This window comes from Sphingomonas sp. HF-S4 (genome assembly GCF_032911445.1).
GTDB classification, from domain to species: Bacteria; Pseudomonadota; Alphaproteobacteria; order Sphingomonadales; family Sphingomonadaceae; genus Sphingomonas; species Sphingomonas agrestis.
This window is the reverse complement of record NZ_JAWJEJ010000001.1, coordinates 2,651,874-2,669,257: the sequence shown is the minus strand read 5'-3', so window position 1 is coordinate 2,669,257 and position 17,384 is coordinate 2,651,874. Positions and strand designations below refer to the sequence as shown.

Annotated in this window: 16 protein-coding genes and 1 tRNA gene; 5 read left to right on the top strand and 12 right to left on the bottom strand. The window is 67.9% G+C overall.

The genetic code is table 11. The annotated features are described in order from the left end of the window. Nucleotides 1-61: 61 nt before the first annotated feature. Nucleotides 62-1,048, top strand: coding sequence for an LLM class flavin-dependent oxidoreductase (locus tag RZN05_RS12075; protein ID WP_317226853.1), 987 nt, complete (start codon nt 62-64; stop codon nt 1,046-1,048). Here RZN05_RS12075 and RZN05_RS12070 read toward each other — a convergent pair. The 3 genes from RZN05_RS12070 to RZN05_RS12060 form a co-directional block, all read right to left on the bottom strand. Continuing rightward, on the bottom strand, nt 1,045-2,394 hold the full coding sequence (locus RZN05_RS12070; protein ID WP_317227615.1) for a sensor histidine kinase: 1,350 nt from the start codon (nt 2,392-2,394) through the stop codon (nt 1,045-1,047). The two genes, RZN05_RS12075 and RZN05_RS12070, sit on opposite strands and share 4 nt — an antisense overlap. 106 nt (nt 2,395-2,500) lie before the next feature. Then, the gene (locus RZN05_RS12065; protein ID WP_317226852.1) at nt 2,501-3,169 is read right to left on the bottom strand and encodes a response regulator transcription factor; all 669 of its coding nucleotides are present in this window, start codon (nt 3,167-3,169) and stop codon (nt 2,501-2,503) included. A 25-nt stretch (nt 3,170-3,194) separates the two neighbouring features. Further along, nucleotides 3,195-3,536, bottom strand: coding sequence for a hypothetical protein (locus RZN05_RS12060; RefSeq protein WP_317226851.1), 342 nt, complete (start codon nt 3,534-3,536; stop codon nt 3,195-3,197). Between the two features lie 73 nt (nt 3,537-3,609). Here RZN05_RS12060 and RZN05_RS12055 point away from each other — a divergent pair, with 73 nt between their 5' ends. Next, nucleotides 3,610-5,388: an ABC-F family ATP-binding cassette domain-containing protein gene (locus RZN05_RS12055; RefSeq protein ID WP_317226850.1), complete on the top strand. Its 1,779-nt coding sequence runs from the start codon at nt 3,610-3,612 to the stop codon at nt 5,386-5,388. 298 nt (nt 5,389-5,686) lie between these two features. On the opposite strand, the gene RZN05_RS12050 is transcribed toward RZN05_RS12055, so the two are convergent. From RZN05_RS12050 to hslV, 4 genes are all read right to left on the bottom strand, one after another. Continuing rightward, on the bottom strand, nt 5,687-6,700 hold the full coding sequence (locus RZN05_RS12050; protein ID WP_317226849.1) for a sensor histidine kinase: 1,014 nt from the start codon (nt 6,698-6,700) through the stop codon (nt 5,687-5,689). A 74-nt stretch (nt 6,701-6,774) separates the two neighbouring features. After that, entirely contained in the window at nt 6,775-7,584 is an 810-nt protein-coding gene (locus tag RZN05_RS12045) for a DUF815 domain-containing protein (RefSeq protein ID WP_317226848.1), read from the bottom strand. A 108-nt stretch (nt 7,585-7,692) separates the two neighbouring features. Then, nucleotides 7,693-10,275, bottom strand: a complete 2,583-nt coding sequence (gene mutS, locus RZN05_RS12040; protein ID WP_317227614.1) for a DNA mismatch repair protein MutS — start codon at nt 10,273-10,275, stop codon at nt 7,693-7,695. A 104-nt stretch (nt 10,276-10,379) separates the two neighbouring features. Further along, nucleotides 10,380-10,934, bottom strand: coding sequence for an ATP-dependent protease subunit HslV (gene hslV, locus RZN05_RS12035; RefSeq protein ID WP_317226847.1), 555 nt, complete (start codon nt 10,932-10,934; stop codon nt 10,380-10,382). Nucleotides 10,935-10,983: 49 nt separating this feature from the next. On the opposite strand from hslV, the gene RZN05_RS12030 reads away from it, so the two are divergent. After that, nucleotides 10,984-11,820: an endonuclease/exonuclease/phosphatase family protein gene (locus tag RZN05_RS12030; protein WP_317226846.1), complete on the top strand. Its 837-nt coding sequence runs from the start codon at nt 10,984-10,986 to the stop codon at nt 11,818-11,820. A gap of 2 nt (nt 11,821-11,822) precedes the next feature. Continuing rightward, a complete protein-coding gene (locus RZN05_RS12025; RefSeq protein ID WP_317226845.1) occupies nt 11,823-13,046 on the top strand; it encodes a threonine synthase in 1,224 nt (407 codons plus the stop codon). 127 nt (nt 13,047-13,173) lie between these two features. Here RZN05_RS12025 and RZN05_RS12020 read toward each other — a convergent pair whose 3' ends face one another. Genes RZN05_RS12020 through yajC form a run of 5 tightly spaced genes read right to left on the bottom strand, consistent with a single transcriptional unit; the run spans nt 13,174 to nt 17,128 of the window. Next, on the bottom strand, nt 13,174-13,812 hold the full coding sequence (locus tag RZN05_RS12020; RefSeq protein ID WP_317226844.1) for an alpha/beta hydrolase: 639 nt from the start codon (nt 13,810-13,812) through the stop codon (nt 13,174-13,176). A 45-nt stretch (nt 13,813-13,857) separates the two neighbouring features. After that, nucleotides 13,858-14,229: an Mth938-like domain-containing protein gene (locus tag RZN05_RS12015; RefSeq protein ID WP_317226843.1), complete on the bottom strand. Its 372-nt coding sequence runs from the start codon at nt 14,227-14,229 to the stop codon at nt 13,858-13,860. Beyond that, nucleotides 14,226-15,188 carry a protein translocase subunit SecF gene (gene secF, locus RZN05_RS12010; protein ID WP_317226842.1) on the bottom strand — a complete coding sequence of 321 codons (963 nt, stop codon included), beginning with the start codon at nt 15,186-15,188 and terminating at the stop codon, nt 14,226-14,228. The genes RZN05_RS12015 and secF overlap by 4 nt, the downstream gene beginning before the upstream one ends. Nucleotides 15,189-15,200: 12 nt before the next feature. Continuing rightward, entirely contained in the window at nt 15,201-16,787 is a 1,587-nt protein-coding gene (gene secD / locus RZN05_RS12005) for a protein translocase subunit SecD (RefSeq protein ID WP_317226841.1), read from the bottom strand. Next, on the bottom strand, nt 16,787-17,128 hold the full coding sequence (gene yajC / locus RZN05_RS12000; protein ID WP_317226840.1) for a preprotein translocase subunit YajC: 342 nt from the start codon (nt 17,126-17,128) through the stop codon (nt 16,787-16,789). Before yajC ends, secD begins: the two co-directional genes overlap by 1 nt. A 141-nt stretch (nt 17,129-17,269) precedes the next feature. Between yajC and RZN05_RS11995 the strand changes: the two genes are divergently transcribed. After that, nucleotides 17,270-17,346, top strand: a tRNA-Pro gene (locus tag RZN05_RS11995). The last annotated feature ends 38 nt before the right edge of the window (nt 17,347-17,384 follow it).

The window sequence follows — 17,384 nt, the reverse complement described above, 5'->3', positions numbered from 1 at the left end:
TGCCTGCCTGAAAGCAAAGCTTCGGGTGGCGCAGCGGACCTGCGCCACCCATCTCCCGAGCATGACCGCTTATTCGCTGCTCGACCTCGTTCCCATCGTCCAGGGTGGGACCGCTTCCCAAGCCTTTGCCAACGCCGCCGATCTGGCGCGGCATGCCGAGGGCCTCGGTTTCACTCGCTACTGGGTCGCCGAGCATCACGGGATGGAGGGCATCGCCAGCGCCGCCACCGCGGTGGTGATCGGCCATGTCGGCGCCGCGACCTCGACGATCCGCGTCGGGGCGGGTGGGATCATGCTGCCCAATCATTCGCCGCTTCAGGTTGCCGAACAGTTCGGCACGCTCGATGCGCTGTTCCCGGGACGGATCGATTTGGGGCTCGGACGTGCGCCGGGATCGGACCAGCGCGTATCGGCCGCGATCCGCCGCGGCATGGGCGGCAGCGGCAACGAATTCCCGCAGGACGTGGTCGAGCTGCAAAGCTATTTCGCCGATGACGGCCAGACCGGCATCCGCGCTACGCCGGGGGCGGGGGCGGACGTCAAGCTCTGGATCCTCGGATCGAGCCTGTTCGGCGCGCAGCTCGCCGCGGCGCTGGGGCTGCCTTATGCCTTTGCCTCGCACTTCGCGCCTGGGTTGATGGACGAAGCAGCCGATGTCTATCGCCGCAACTTCAGGCCCTCGGCAGTGCTCGACAAGCCGCATCTGATGCTCGGGTTCAATGTGTTCGGCGCGGACAGCGACGACGAGGCGGAATATCTCGCGACGTCGCAGCAACAGGCGTTCGTCGCGATCCGTACCGGGCGCGGCATCCAGCTGCCGCCGCCGGTGCGCGGCTATCGCGAGAGCCTGGGGCCGCAGGGCAATGCGATGCTCGAACAGGTGCTCTCGGCGAGCGCGATCGGCGGGCCCGACAAAGTGCGCGCGCAGCTTGCCGCGTTCGTGGCGCGGACGGGGGCGGATGAGCTGATGCTGACCAGCGCGATGTTCGATCACGATGCGCGCAGGAAGAGCCTGACGATCGCCGCGGAGGCGATGAAGTCGCTTTAGCTCGCCGCCGGCAGCCTTAGCCGAACCAGCAGGCCCCCGAGATCTTCGCTCTCTTCGAGGCTGACGGTGCCATCGTAGATCTCGGCCACGTCGCGAACGATCGCCAGGCCCAGGCCGGTCCCGGGCTTGCCGCTGTCGAGGCGGACGCCCCGGTCGAAGATGCGAATGCGGTCGGCCTCCGGGATGCCGCGGCCATCGTCCTCGACGAGGATCTCGACGAACCCGGCCTGAACGCCCGCGGTGATGAACACGCTGCCGCCGCCATATTTGGCGGCGTTCTCGACAAGGTTGCCGAGAAGGTCGTCGAGATCCTGGCGCTCGATATGCGCGACCAGGTCCTTCTGGCCGTCCACGTCGATGCGGACATTCGGATAGAGCCGGGCGACGGCGCGCTCGACGGCCTCGACCGAGGGCCAGACCTGCGCGCGGCTGTGGGCGCTGCCCCGCCTGCCGACGGCGCGGGCGCGGGCGAGGTGGTGGTCGATCTGGCGACGCATCGTCCGCGCCTCGCGGATCACAGTGGGGGCGAGGTCGTCCTGTCCGGCTGCGGCGGCGTTCATGATCACGCTGAGCGGGGTCTTGAGTGCATGGGCGAGGTTGCCGGCATGGCGCCGCGCTTCCTCGGCCTGGCGATCGTTGTGCTCGACCAGCGCGTTCAATTCGTCGACCATCGGCGCGATTTCCGCAGGCATGCGATCCTCGATCCTGCTGGCCTCGCCGGCGCGCAGCCGGGCGATCTCCTTTCGGACCTTCCGCAGCGGCAGCAGTCCGTACCAGGTCTGCAACCCGACCATCACGATCAGCCCGAGCCCGAGCAGCACGAAGCTGCGCACCAGCGTGCGGCGCAGCGTGGCGATCTGGGCGTCGAGACCGTCGCGGCTCTGCGCCACCTGGAATTTCCACCGCACCGGCGATCCGGGCAACGTCAGGTCGCGTTCGGCGATGCGGAGCAACTGGTTGCTCGGATCGTTGGGATCGCGGTCGGCGCGCGGGGTTTTGTCAACGAACTCGTCGCTGTCGTAGATGTGGAGGTCGCGATCGTCATGGCGCTGATTGACGCGCAGCTTGCGGTCCCACAGCGAGCGCGACGGGAAGGGTTCGAAGCCCTTGCCGCTGATTTGCCAATAGGCGCCCGAGCCGGGTTCGAGGAAACGCTGGTCGGCGAGTTCGCGGTTGAGCATCACTTCGCCGCTCGGGCCGAGCTCGGCCGAGACGATCATCGAGGTAAGCAGGTAATCGAGCTGCTCGTCGAAGTTCCGCGTGATCGCGGTGGTGAGCACGCGATCGAGCGCGACGCCGCCGCCGACCAGCAGCACGAAAATCCACGCGCTGGCGATCAGGATCATGCGCCGGCTGACCGAGCCGGTGGCGCGCGGGGCATAATTCCGCGGCTGCGGCTCGAGCGCCGCGTCGCTCAGGGGGGACGGGACATTGTCCCCGGCTTCGGCCATGTCAGGCGACCGCGGGTTCCTCGAGGCTGTAGCCCAGCCCGCGGATGGTAGTGATCACGTCGGGCCCGAGCTTCTTGCGGATGCGGGTGACGAACACTTCGATCGTGTTCGAATCGCGATCGAAATCCTGATCGTAGATGTGCTCGATCAGCTCGGTGCGGCTGACGACCTTGCCCTTGTGGTGGAGCAGATAGCTGAGCAGCTTGTATTCCTGCGCGGTCAGCTTGACCGGCTCGCCGGCCTTGGTGACCTTGCCGCTGCGCGTGTCGAGGCGGATGTCGCCGGCAATGAGCTCCGCGGACGCGTTGCCCGAGGCACGGCGGATCAGCGCGCGCAGCCGGGCGATCAGTTCCTCGGTCTGGAACGGCTTGGCGACATAATCGTCGGCGCCGGCATCGAGCCCGGCGACCTTGTCCGACCAGCTGTCGCGCGCGGTGAGCACGAGCACCGGGGTGGTCTTGCCTTCCTTGCGCCAGCGATCGAGCACGGTGAGGCCGTCGATCTCGGGGAGGCCGAGATCGAGGATGATCGCGTCATATTGCTCGTTCGAGCCGAGATAGAGCCCTTCCTCGCCATCGGTGGCGAGATCGACCGCATAGCCCGCGCCTTCGAGCGCGTTGCGGAGCTGCTGTCCGAGATTGGGTTCGTCCTCGACGATCAGAAGTCGCATATTTGTCCCTGTACCGTTGCTGGCGCTAATTGCCCGTGCGTCGCAGAATGTTCCCCGTGCGCCCGTCCGCATCCACCCAGATCACCGATCCATTGCGCAGGAACTTGAGCGTGTAAACGTCCGTCGACGGGTCGTAGTCGAATCCGAGATATTGCGCGCCGGGCATGCGGGGAACGACGCGGCGCTCGATCTCGCGCACCGGCAGGTTCTGGCCCTTGAGCCGGCGCTGGCTGGCAGCTTCCTGGTTGCTGTCCTGCATGTCGAGCGCATGCGCGTGCTGCCCTCCGGCAAGCGAGAGCACCGCCAGGCACGCACAGAAAACAGGCTTAACCAGCATCTTCATCCGTCTGGCATAGGGTCCGCCCATTGAATAGCCCCTGAACGCCGCCGTCAGCCGGCTGTAACTTGCGGCGGACGGGCGCGGCCCCTAGGTGGCCCGCATGGCTGCACCTGTACTTGCATATGAGGGCCTGGGATTGATCCAGGGCTCGGGCTGGCTGTTCCGCGGGCTCGACGTCTATATCGGCGAGCGCGACCGCCTGGCGCTGATCGGCCGCAACGGCGCGGGCAAATCGACGCTGCTGCGGCTGATCGCCGGGCGTATCGATTGCGACGAGGGCCGGCGGACGATCGTGCCGGGCACGCATGTCGTGCTGCTCGAACAGGATCCGCAGGTCGCGGGATTCGATACCTTGCTCGATTTCGTGCTGGCGGGCGACGATGCGCCCGAGCGTTACGAGGCCGAGGCGATCGCCGACCAGCTCGGCATCGACTTGAACCGCGAAGCGGCGACGGCTTCGGGCGGCGAGCGGCGCCGCGCGGCGATCGCCCGCGCGCTGGCGCAGAACCCCGACGTGCTGCTGATGGACGAGCCGACCAATCATCTCGACATCGCCGCGATCGACTGGCTGGAAAGCTGGCTCAGCCGCTACAATGGCGCGTTCATCGCTATCAGCCACGATCGTACCTTCCTCACCCGGCTGACCCGGCAGACCTTGTGGCTCGACCGCGGGACGGTGCGCCGCGCCGAGATCGGGTTCGGCGGGTTCGAGGCCTGGACCGACCAGGTCTATGCCGAGGAGGAGCGCAACGCCCAGCGGCTCGACGCCAAATTGAAGATCGAGGAACACTGGCTGCTGCGTGGTGTCACCGGACGGCGTCGGCGCAACCAGGGGCGGCTGAGCAAATTGAAGGAAATGCGCGCCGAGCGCGCGGCGATGATGGGGCCACAGGGCGCCGCCAAGCTCCAGATCGGCAGCGACGACGCGCAGACGAAAGTTGTGATCGACGCCAAGCACGTCACCAAGCGCTTTGGTGACCGTACGATCATCAACGATCTGACCTTGCGCGTCACCAAGGGCGATCGGATCGGCGTGGTCGGCAAGAATGGCGCGGGCAAGACGACCTTGCTCAAGCTGCTCACCGGCGAGCTCGTGCCCGACCAAGGCAGCGTGCGGCTCGCCAAAACTCTGGACGAAGTGATCATCGACCAGCAGCGCAGCCTGATGGACCCGGCCAAGACCGTGCGCGACGTACTGACCCAGGGCGGCGAGTGGATCGACGTGCTGGGGGTCAAGAAGCACATCCACGGTTACCTGAAGGAGTTCCTGTTCGAGCCCGGGCTTGCCGACGCGCGGATCGGCACGCTCTCGGGCGGCGAGCGCTCGCGGCTGCTGCTCGCGCGCGAGTTCGCCCGGCCGTCGAACCTGCTCGTGCTCGACGAGCCGACCAACGATCTCGACCTCGAGACGCTCGACCTGCTCCAGGAAGTGATCGCGGACTATGAAGGCACCGTGCTGATCGTCAGCCACGATCGCGACTTCCTCAATCGCACGGTAACGGTGACCTTGGGGCTGGACGGCAGCGGCAAGGTCGATGTCGTCGCGGGCGGCTATGCCGATTGGGAGCGGCAGCGGGCGCCGGTTCGGGCCGAGCCGAAGAAGGCGGCGGCCAAGCCGTTGGCCGAGGCGCCCAAGGCCAAGCCGACCAAGCTCAGCTACAAGGACCAGCGCGACTACGACCTGCTGCCCAAGCGGATCGAGGAAATCGAGGCGCAGATCGCCAAGGACGAGGACGCGATGGCCGATCCGACGCTCTATTCGCGCGACCCCAAGCGGTTCCAGGCGCTCAGCGACGGGATCGGCAAGCTCCGCGACGAGAAGGACGCGGCGGAGATGCGCTGGCTCGAACTGGCCGAGCAGGTCGAGGCGCTGGGGTGACTCCTGACGGCAGGTTGACGAAATTGACTCGAAAGCGGGTTTCTAAGCGAAGTTGACTCCACAAATCCTGGATAGTCAGGGCTTGCCTGCGCGCTTCCTGAACCAGGCGGGCGGCTTCGCGCCCGTAACGCGGCACCGATGCAGCATGCGTGTCGAACGCTCCGTGTGCTCCGGTGAAGGCCGGAGCTCTTGGTACGCGGGGCGATCAATCGGACGGTGTCAAAGAGCGGTCGGCGAACCGACCGCTCGAGGCAAGCAGACGAAATCCTACATTTCAAGTGGGGTGGGCGCCCGCTGGCTAGGCCTCCAGATCCACCGTCACCGTCGTGCCCTCGGCGCCGCTTTCGACCTGCATCGTGCCGCGGGCCTGGCGGACGAAGCCGTCGATCAGCCGCTGGCCGAGGCCGCCGGGGCGGCCCTTGGCGCGGGTCTCGGCGGTCATGCCGGTGCCGTTGTCGGCGATGGTCAGCCGCCAGCCCGGCGCGTGCGCCGCGAACCGCACCGCGATGGCGCCGCCCTCGCGGCCGGTAAAGGCGTGCTTGGCGGCGTTGGTGACGAGCTCGTTGACGATCAGCCCGATCGAGACGGCGCGGTCGCGGGGTAGTGCGGCATGGTCCGATCGATGCTCAAGCACGATCGCGCCGCGCAGGAACAGCGCGTCGGACAGCGCCGCGCAGAGTTCCTGGAGATAGGCCGCCATGTCGACCGTGCCGGGCGTCGCCGTGCCGCGATAGAGATGGCGGTGCGCGCGGGCGATGCTCTCGACCCGGGTGAGCGCGCTCGACAGTGCGTCGGCGGTCTCACCCTCGCCGGCGCGGCGGCGCTGCATGTCGAGCAGCGCAGTGACCAGGGTGAAGTTGTTCTTCACGCGGTGGTCGAATTCCTCGAGGAAGAGCTCGCGCTCGGCGATCTGGCGGTCGCGCTCGTGCGCGGCGCGGCGCACCGAGCGGCGGAACAGCTCGGCGAGCAGGATCGTGATCAGCGCGGTGAGGATCACCGACCCCATCGTCACGGCCTGTGCCGATGTCTCGAAGCGGAAGCTGTTCTTGACCGGATAGAGATAATACCAGCCGAACCCGATCGATACGCTCGCTGCGGTCAGCCCGGCGAGCCAGCGCGCGAACAGCGTCGCGATCATCGCGGCGGGGAACACCCAGGAGAAGATCGCCGCGCCCGGCACCAGCGTATCGACGATGAAGCGCACCACTGCGGCGCAGGCGGTGGCGAGCAGCCCGACCGCGACCGAGGTTACCCAGCGGGGTAGCCAGGGCGCGAGCCGGTCCGGAAGATCGAGTTCGCCAAGACGCGCCATGATCGGCGATTGAACGGGCGGCGCACCGCGCAAGTCAAGCGCCCAGATCGGCGAAGCTGATCTGGATCAACATTTTACAGCGTCTTTCCCGATCTTCCGGCGAGATCGACGACATATTGCCACGCGACCCGGCCCGAGCGGCTGCCGCGGCGGGTCGCCCAGTTGATCGCCTCGGCGGGTTCGAAGGCGAGGCCGTGCGCGTCGGCATAGCCGCGGACGATGTCGACATAGGTGTCCTGGTCGATCGCATGGAAGCCGAGGCTCAATCCGAAGCGATCGGCGAGCGCGAGGCTGTCATCGACCGAATCGCGCGGATTGATCGCGCTGGCCTGTTCGGCGATGTCGCGCGGGACCAGATGGCGGCGGTTCGACGTGACGACCAGCCGCGTGTTGGCAGGCCGCGCCTCGGCACCGCCTTCGAGCAGCGAGCGCAGCGCGCGGGCGTCGCCGGCGGCATCGAAGCCGAGATCGTCGAGGAAGACGACGAACGGGCGGTCGTGCGCCGCGAGCAGGGCGAACAGCGCCGGGAGCGCATCGAGATGCTGGGTGACCGCCTCGACCAAAGCGAGCCTGCCGCCCTGGGCCTGGACCGCGGCGACGGCGCTCTTGACCAAGGCCGACTTGCCGGTGCCGCGCGCGCCCCAGAGTAGGACGTCCTGCGCGGCGCTGCCCGCCGCCAGCCGTTCGAGATTGGAAAGGAGCGCGTCGCGCTGTGGCTCCATCCCACGGAGCATCATTAGCGGGAGCGGGGCGAAGGCGCGCGCGGCGGCGAGGCTGTGGCCGCGCCAGACATAAGCGGGGTGGGCGAGCGGATCGGCGGGCGGGGCCGGCGGCGGCGCGAGGCGTTCGAGAGCTTCGGCGATGCGGGTGAGGGCGTCGGTCATCGGGGAGGGGCTATAGGGCAGGAGGTGGCCGCCGGGAATCCTGCACGAGCGGGCGAAGTCGAAGAAGCGAGCTGACGATAGCACCTCCCCTTCAGGGGAGCGGCTTTGTCAGCCGCCGTCCACGGCAAGCCCCTTGAGCCGATACAGCGTCTCCAGCGCATCGCGCGGGCTCAGCGCGTCCACGTCGAGCGCCTCCAGCTCGGTGCGCAGCGCATCGACCTTCTCCGCCTCCGCCTCCACCGCTGCGGCGAACAGCGGCAAATCGTCGAGGCCCGCGGCTATCCCTCCGGTCTTGGCGCGGCCGGCTTCGAGCTTGTCGAGCACGGCCTTGGCGCGCTTGATCGTCAGCGGCGGCAAGCCGGCGAGGCGGGCGACGGCGAGGCCGTAGCTGCGATCGGCGGGGCCCTCGGCGACTTCATGGAGCAGGACGAGCTCGCCCTTCCATTCGCGGGCGCGGACATTGTGGAGGGTCAGCGCGTCGCAGCGCTCGGCGAGGCGGGTGAGCTCGTGATAGTGGGTCGCGAACAGGCAGCGGCAGCGGTTGTCCTCGTGGATCGCCTCGACCACGGCCCAGGCGATGGCGAGGCCGTCATATGTCGAGGTGCCGCGGCCGACTTCGTCGAGGATGACGAAGCTGCGCGGCGTCGCCTGCGCGAGGATCGCGGCGGTCTCGACCATCTCGACCATGAACGTCGATCGGCCGCGCGCGAGATTGTCCGAGGCGCCGACGCGGCTGAACAGTCGGTCGACCAGCCCGAGCGTCGCGCTGGTCGCGGGGACGTAGCTGCCGGCCTGGGCGAGCACCGCGATGAGCGCGTTCTGGCGCAGGAAAGTCGACTTGCCGCCCATATTGGGTCCGGTGACGAGCCAGAGGCGCGAATCCTCCGACAGATTGCAGTCGTTGGCGACGAAGCGTCCGCCGGATTTGCCGATCGCTTCCTCGACCACCGGGTGGCGCCCGCCGGTGATCTCGAAGCAGCTATGGTCGACTAGCGCCGGGCGCGCCCAGCCCCCTTCGGCGGCGCGCTCGGCGAGCGCGGCGGCGACGTCGATGCGGGCGAGCGCATCGGCGGTGGCGGCGACGGCTTCGCGGCGTTCGAGCGCGGTGCCGGTGAGGTCTTCCAGATGCGCGGCTTCGGCGGTGAGCGCGTGCGCGCCGGCCTGGGTGACCTTGATCGCGACATCGTGGAGATCGGGGGCGTTGAAGCGGACGACGCCGGCGAGCGTCTGGCGATGGGTGAAGCCGCTGGTCGGCGCCATGAGCGGATCGGCGGCGCGGGCGGGGACTTCGATATGGTAGCCGAGCACGCCGTTGTGGCGGATCTTCAGCGCGCCGATGCCGGTGCGGGTGCGATACTCGGCCTCGAGCGCGGCGATCGCGCGGCGGCCACCGGCGCCGGCATCGCGGAGGTCGTCGAGCGCGGCGTCATAGCCCTCGGCGATATAGCCCCCGTTGGCGGCGTCGATCGGCGGCTCGGGGACGAGCGCGCGCGACAGCAGGTCGATCAGCGCGCCGTGGCCGCGGAGTTGGGGCGCCAAGTCGTGCAGAAGGGCGGGAACTTCGCCGATCCCGTCGAGCCGCTCGCCCAGCCGCCAGGCGCCGTCGAGCCCGTCGCGGAGTTGGCCCAGGTCGCGCGGGCTGCCGCGACCCGCCGCGAGCCGGCCGAGCGCGCGGCCGATGTCGGGGAGCGCGCGCAGCGCGCCGCGGACCATGTCGCGCAGCCCGGCATCGTCGTGGAAGCGCTGGACGAGGTCGAGCCGCGCCTCGACCTGGCCGCGGTCCATCAGCGGCGCGGCGACGTCCTGGCCGAGCAGGCGCGCACCGGCGCCGGTGACGGTGCGGTCGATTGCGTCGAGCAAACTCCCCTTGCGAGTGCCGGCCTGGCTGAGGGTGAGCTCAAGGCTCTCGCGGGTGGCAGCGTCGATCGCCATCGCCGCGTCGGTGCGGCTGATCCGTGGGGGACGGAGGAAGGGGAGCGAACCCTTGGCAGTGTGCTCGAGATAGGCGACCAGCCCGCCCGCCGCGGCGAGCGTCGCGCGCGAGAAGCTGCCGAAGCCGTCGAGCGTGGCGACGCCGAACAGCCGCTTGAGGCGCGCCTCGCCCTCGGCGCTGTCGAAATCGAGCCTCGGCCGCGTGAGGGTGGCGAGGTCGGCGAAGCTGGTGGCGTCGCAGGTGACGGTCTCGGCGGGGTTGAGCCGGGCGATCTCGGCGGCGACGCGATCGGGCGTCGTCTCGATGACTTCGAACCGGCCGGTCGATATGTCGGCGCAGGCGATCGCGACGCCGGTCGCGGCCTCGCCGATCGCGGCGCACCAGTTTGCCGATCGGCTGTCGAGCAGCGCCTCCTCGGTGAGCGTGCCGGCAGTGACCACGCGGATGATCGCGCGGTTGACCAGCGCCTTGCTGCCCATCCGCGCCTTGGCCTGCTCGGCGGTCTCGGTCTGTTCGGCGACGGCGACGCGGTGGCCTGCCTTGATCAGCCGGGCGAGATAGCCGTCCATCGCATGGACGGGGACGCCGCACATCGGGATGCGCTCGCCGTCATGCTCGCCGCGCGCGGTCAGCGCAATGTCCAGAACGCCGCTGGCGACCTTGGCATCTTCGAAGAACAGCTCGAAGAAATCGCCCATGCGATAGAAGAGCAGGCAATCTTCGGCCTCGGCCTTGAGCGCCAGATACTGCGCCATCATCGGAGTGGGGGCGGCGGACATGGCGGTGTGGGTAGCCGATGCGGGGAGGGGATCAACACCCAGGCGGCGGATTCCTGGGGACAAATGGTGCGATCCCGATCGGCTCAACTGGCGCTATCGAGGATCTCCACCGTCAGCCGGTCATTGGTGTAGACGCAAAGCTCGCCGGCGATCTTCATGGCGGCGCGCGCGATCTTTTCGGCGTCGGTCTCGTAATCGACCAGCGCGCGGGCGGCGGCGAGGGCGAAGTTGCCGCCCGATCCGATCGCGGCGACGCCGCCCTCGGGCTCGAGCACGTCGCCGTTGCCGGTAACCACCAGCGTCACGTCCTTGTCGGCGACGATCAGCATCGCCTCGAGGTTGCGGAGATACTTGTCGGTGCGCCAGTCCTTGGCGAGCTCGACCGCGGCGCGGAGCAGCTGGCCCTGGTGCCGCTCGAGCTTGGACTCGAGCCGCTCGAACAGAGTGAAGGCGTCGGCGGTGGCGCCGGCGAAACCGGCGATGACCTTGCCGTCACCAAGTGGTCGCACTTTGCGCGCATTGGGCTTCATCACCGTGTTGCCCGCCGAGACCTGCCCGTCGCCTGCGATGACCACCTTGCCGGATTTGCGCACGGAGAGGATTGTGGTGCCGTGCCACGCATTGCTGTTGTCGCTCATAGGCGCCGCATATGGGGAGCCGTTTCGGTGGCGCAAAGAGGAGGTTTGGATGAAGTTGATCCTGTGGGTGCTGGCGGCGATGCTGGCGGTGGGCGGACCGGCCTGGGCGCAGGCGCCGCTAAAGGTGATGAGCTTCAACATCCGCTACGCCAACGACAGCGACGGCGCGAATGCGTGGGACAAGCGCAAGGAAGTCACCGCGGCGATGCTGAAAAAAGCGGCGCCCGATCTGTTCGGGACGCAGGAGCTGCTCAAGGTCCAGGGCGATTTCCTGGTGTCGCGGCTCAAGAATTACGCCTGGTTCGGCAACGATCGCCGCGGCGGCCATGACGACGAGCATATGGGCATCTTCTACCGGACAGACCGGCTCAAGCTGATCGAGTCGGGCCAGTTCTGGCTGTCCGACACGCCGGAGGTGGTGGGCAGCATCAGCTGGGGGCATCCGTTGCCGCGGATGGTGACCTGGGGGTTGTTCGAGACAGTGAAGGGCGGGCGGCGTTTCTATGCATTCAACACGCACTTCCCGTACCGCGAAGAGGACGAGGATGCGCGGACCAAGGGCGCGGCATTGATCCTCGAGCGGATCACCGCGCTCGCCGGCGACCTGCCCGTGGTGCTGACCGGCGACTTCAACACCACGCCCGACAGCGCGGCGCATCGCACGCTGGCGACCAAGCTGGTGGACGCGCGGGCCAGTGCCCCGGTGAAGCTGGGGCCGGCGGAGACGTTCCACAATTTCACCGGCAAGGCCGACAAGCAGATCGACTGGATCTTCCTGCGCGGCTTCGCTGCGAAGCGCGTGACGACGATCACCGACCATCGGGGCGAGGTGCAGACGTCGGACCATTTCCCCGTGCTTGCGGAGCTCGGCTGGCCTAAGCGCTAGTCATGCACGACGATAACCTCTCCGCCGATCGGCCGACCTTCGTCAGCCATCTCGAATGTTCGATGACCGGCGAGCGGTACGAGGCGGACCAACTGCATGGGCTGTCACGGGTCGGACGACCGTTGCTCGTGCGCTATGATCTCGACGGCGTCAGGGCGGCGCTGACACCGGCGGACCTCGCCGCGCGGCCGGCAGACCTGTGGAAGTATCGCGAGCTGTTGCCGGTGCGGCGCACCGCCAACATCGTCAGCCTGGGCGAGACCGCGACGCCGATCGTCCCGCTGGAGAACGAGCCGGGCAATGTCTGGGTCAAGGACGAGGGGCGGCTGCCGACGGGATCGTTCAAGGCGCGCGGGCTGGTGATGGCGATTGCGATGGCGAAGGAACTCGGAGTCGCGACGATCGCGATGCCGACCAACGGCAATGCCGGCGCGGCCGCCGCGGCCTATGCCGCGCGCGCGGGGATCGAGGCGGTGATCTTCTGTCCCGACGACACGCCGGAAATCAACGTCCGCGAAATCGCCGCGCAGGGGGCGCGGGTCTATCGGGTCAACGGCCTGATCGACGATTGCGGCAAATTGGTCGGCGCGGGTAAGGAAGCGCGGGGCTGGTTCGACTTGTCGACGCTCAAGGAACCGTACCGGATCGAGGGCAAGAAGACGATGGGGCTCGAGCTTGCCGAGCAGCTCGGCTGGGAACTGCCCGACGCGATCTTTTATCCCACGGGCGGCGGCACCGGGCTGATCGGGATGTGGAAGGCGTTCGACGAGATGGAGGCGCTCGGCTGGATCGGATCGAAGCGCCCGCGGATGTACGCGGTGCAGGCCGAGGGCTGCGCGCCGATCGTCCGCGCGTTCGAGGCGGGCGAGCGGCATGCGGTGCGCTGGGAGGACGCCCATACCGTGGCAGCAGGGATCCGCGTGCCGCAGGCGGTGGGGGATTTCCTGATCCTCGACGCAGTGCGGGCGAGCGGCGGCAAGGCGCTGGCGGTGTCCGATGCCGCGCTGATGCAGGCCGTGGCAGAAGCGGGGACGCAGGATGGGCTTCTGCTATGTCCAGAGGGCGGGGCGACGCTGGCGGCGTACCGCGATGCGCTGGCGAGCGGGCTGGTGGATGCGGAGGAGCGGGTGGTGCTGTTCAACTGCGCGACGGGGCTGAAGTACCCGTTGGCGGACGCGTCGCGGTTTCTGGATCGAAATGCGGCCATCGACTGGGCGAGTCTCTAATCCTACCCCGGCGGGGGAGGTGGCAGCCGCAGGCTGACGGGGTAGTCTACAGGGGCGACGTCGCTTGTGGAGACTACCCCTCCACCGCTTCGCGGTCCCCCTCTCCCTCCCCCTCCGGGGGAGGATTTTAGCTCAGCACGCGCTGCAGAAATTGGCCGCCTAGCGCGATGCCGTTTGGATCGATGCCGTGGCCCAAACCGGGGGTGACATGCCCCTCCACCGCGAACCCATGCCGCACCAATTCGGCATGCGCATGCTTGTACGCGCCCACCGGCACCACCGTGTCGGCATCGCCGTGGATCAGCAGTACCGGGGGCTTTCTAAGGATCTCGTCCAAAGTCCCGGCGAGCATTCCCGAGTAACCGACGATTCCCGCGAGCGCGCGTTCGCGGCGTGGGCCCACCTGGAGCGCCATCATCGTGCCCTGGCTGAAGCCGACCAGCGCGAGCCTGTCGTCGGCGAGGTCATGCTCGGCGAGCAGGGCGTCGAGAGTCGTATCGAGCGCCGGTGCGGCGGCCTGGGCGCCGGCGGCGAGCGCGGCGCGGTTCAGGTCGTGGAGCGCCCACCATTGATGCCCGCCGGGGACGCCGGGGCAGCGCTCGGGGGCGTTGGGAGCGACGAACAGCGCATCGGGGAGCAGCCGTTGCCACATCGGCGCGAGCGAAATCAGGTCGGCGCCGTTCGAGCCATAGCCGTGGAGCAGCACGACCAGTTGCTGGGGTGAGTTGCCGGACAGGGGCGCCAGGCTGGGGCCGGTTAGGTGCATGGTCGATCCTTCGTGCGAGCCGGCCGCTTCCGTTCGTTGGTGGAATTACGCGAGCGGGTAGAGCGCGCCGGCGACCCAGCGCAGTTCGGCGCGGAGCACGCCCCAGGCGCGCGCGGCGGCGCGGCTGTCCATCGCCTCGACGCCGATGCCGCGCGCGCCGAGCGCCTTTACGAAGGCGGGGGCAGGGCGGACGAGCGTCTCGCCAGTGCCGAGCAGCAGGAATTCGGGCTGCGGATCGAGCGACAGCAGCGGGACGAGATCGGCTTCGCTGAGTTCGGCGATCGGCGGCGGCGACCAGCCATCTGCGCGCTGGGGCGTGATCAGCAGCCCCTCATAGACATTCTCGTCGACCTTGAAGCCGCGCCCCGAAAAGCCGGAGATCACCGGCCCGTCGGCGCTGCGGCGTTCCATCTTCATCCTTCGCGCGGGCCGACGCGCTCGGCGTTGCTCGCCTCCGCCTTGTCCTCGCGGAAGCCGGGCTTGAGGCCAAGCGTGATCAGCAGCGACGACGAGACATAGACCGACGAATAGGTGCCGACGACGATGCCGAGCATCATCGCCGCGGTGAAGCCGCGCAGGACGTGCCCGCCGAAGATCAGCAGCGCGCCCAATGCGAGCATGATCGTCACGGAGGTCATCACCGTGCGGGGCAGGGTCTCGTTGACCGACAGGTCGATCAGCTCCTTCATGCCCATCTTGCGGTATTTGCGCATGTTCTCGCGGATACGGTCGTCGATCACCATCTTGTCGTTGATCGAATAGCCGATGATCGTCAGCACCGCGGCGATGATGTTGAGGTCGAACACCATCTGGGTCAGCGCGAAGAAGCCCAGCGTCATCAGCACGTCGTGGATGATCGCGACCGCGGTGGACACGCCGAACTGCCATTCGTAGCGCAGCCACGAGAAGATCGCGATGCCCATCACCGCCAGCACGACGGCAAGGATGCCGTTCTGGATCAGTTCGTCCGAAACCTTGCCCGAGACGGTGGAATAGTTGCTGAAGGTCGCGCCGGGGAACTTCGCCGCCAGCGCCGCCTTCACCTTCTCGACCATCTGGTCGGTCGCGGCGGGATCGGCCGATTCGGGCACCGGCAGGCGGATCGTCACGGTGTTGGCGCCGCCCAATTGCTGGAGCGCGGCCTCGCCCACGCCGAGCGCATTGACCGTCTCGCGTACTTCGTCTTGCGGTGGCGGCGAGGCGAACTTCTCCTCGATCGACACGCCGCCAATGAAGTCGACGCCCATGTTGAGGCCGCGGGTCAACACCATCGCGATCGCGGCGATGGTGAGCAGCGCAGTGATCGCGAAGGCGATGTGGCGAACCCGGACGAACGCAATGTTCGTGTTGTCCGGAACGATCTTGAGGAGCCGCATGGTCGCGCGTCCTTAAATGTGGATTTCGCTGGGCCGGTTACGGCGCAGCCAGATCGTGACGAGCATGCGAGTGAACACCACGGCGGTGAATACCGATGTGGCGATGCCGATCAGCAACACGACTGCGAAGCCGCGCACCGGACCCGAGCCGAGGATCAGCATGATCACGCCGGCAATGGCGTGCGTCACGTTGGCTTCGAAGATCGTCCGGCTGGCCTCCTTATAGCCCAATTCGACCGATTGCATGATGCTGCGGCCGCGCCGCCGCTCTTCGCGGATGCGCTCGTTGATCAGCACGTTGGCGTCGACCGCGGTGCCGATCGTCAGCACGAAGCCGGCGATGCCGGGCAGGGTGAGCGTGGCGTTGAGGATGCCCATCACCCCGACGATGACCAGCACGTTGATGACCACGGCCAGCGTCGCATAGATGCCGAAGCGGCCATAGGTCAGGATCATGAACGCGATGACCGCGACCACCGCGATGATCGACGCAGTGATGCCGGCGCGGATCGAGTCGGCGCCGAGCTCGGGGCTGACGGTCGATTCCTGGACGACCTTGAGCGTGACGGGCAGCTTGCCCGAGCGCAGCGCGATCGCGAGCTGGTTGGCGCTCTCGACGGTGAAGCCGCCGTTGATCACGGCGCTGCCGCCGAGGATCGGCTCGTTGATGCGCGGCGCCGAGATCACGACATTGTCGACGATGATCGCGAAGGGCTTGCCCGAGTTCTCCTGAGTGACCTTGGCGAAGCGTTTTGCGCCGGCGCCGTCGAGCTGGAGCGTGACGCCGGGCGCGCCGGTCTGCGGATCGTAGCTCTGCGTGGCGTTGACCAGCATCTCGCCGCGGATCATCACTTCGCGATCGACCGCGACGCGCCCGCCTTCCTGATACGGAAGCAGGATGCTGCCCGCCGGCGCGGTGCCGGTTTGCGCGCCCGACTGGTCGGCGCTGACCAGGCGGAATTCGAGCTTGGCGGTCTTGCCGAGCAGCTCCTTGAGTGCCTTTGGATCCTCGAGCCCCGGAACCTGGACGACGATGCGGTTGCCGCCTTCGCGAACCACCGTGGGCTCGACCGTACCCAGCGCATTGATGCGCGTCTCGACGATCTCGCGGGCATCGCCCATCGCAGTGTCGATAGCCTGCTTCAGTCCGGCTTCGGTCGGCGTGAGCACGAAGCGCGACGTGTCGACGACCGCGATTTCCCAATCGCGCTGGCCGGTGGTGCCGACGCCGCTGCCAGTGATTGCCAGCAGCTTCTCGCGCGCGGCATCGACCTTGGACGGGTCGCGGACCATGAAGCTCAGCTTGCCGCCCTGGACCGAGATGTCGCCGATATCGATACGCGGATCGCGGCGCATCTCGGCGCGGACCTGATCACGCATCTGCTCCAGCCGAGCCGCAGCGACGTCCTTGGTGTCGGCCTCGAGCAGCAGGTACGAACCGCCGGCGAGATCGAGGCCCAGGTTGATCGCGGGCTTGGGCATCCACGACGGCCACGTCTCGCGGACGCTCTTGGGGATGAAGCTCGGGATCGAGATCGCGATCATCACCCCGAGGAACAGGGTGATCGTCAGGATCTTCCAGCGCGGAAAATCGAGCATCAGTCGTTCGCGGGCTTGGCGCCGAGCCCGCGAACTTCGGCGAGCGTCGCCTTGATCGCGCGGACCTTGACGTTGGTGCCGAGTTCGATCTCGACTTCGGTTTCATCGACCTTGGTGACCTTGCCGATCAGCCCGCCCGCGGTGACGACGGTGTCGCCCTTCTTCACCGCGGCGACCGAATCCTGCAGCGCCTTCATGCGCTTTTGCTGGGGGCGGATCATCAGGAAGTAGAAGACGACGAAGATGAGGACGAGCGGCAGCAGCGAGACGATCGCGCCGGCGGTGCCTCCGCCCTGTGCCGCGGTGCCGGCTGCCTGTGCATATGCGGGGGTAGCGAACATGGGTTTCCGGATGCCTGGAGTGGGGGGCGCGGAACGGCCCCTTTCAAGCGGGGCGCGCTAACATGGCGCACAAAGGCGCGCAACTATTGTCGCTGCCGCTTGCATCCCGCCGCGGACCGGACTAGAGCGCGCACCCTCGGTCGGGGCGTAGCGCAGCCTGGTAGCGCATCACACTGGGGGTGTGGGGGTCGCAGGTTCGAATCCTGTCGCCCCGACCAGCTTACCAAAGCATTGGAATGGGTTGTGCCGGCGCCGA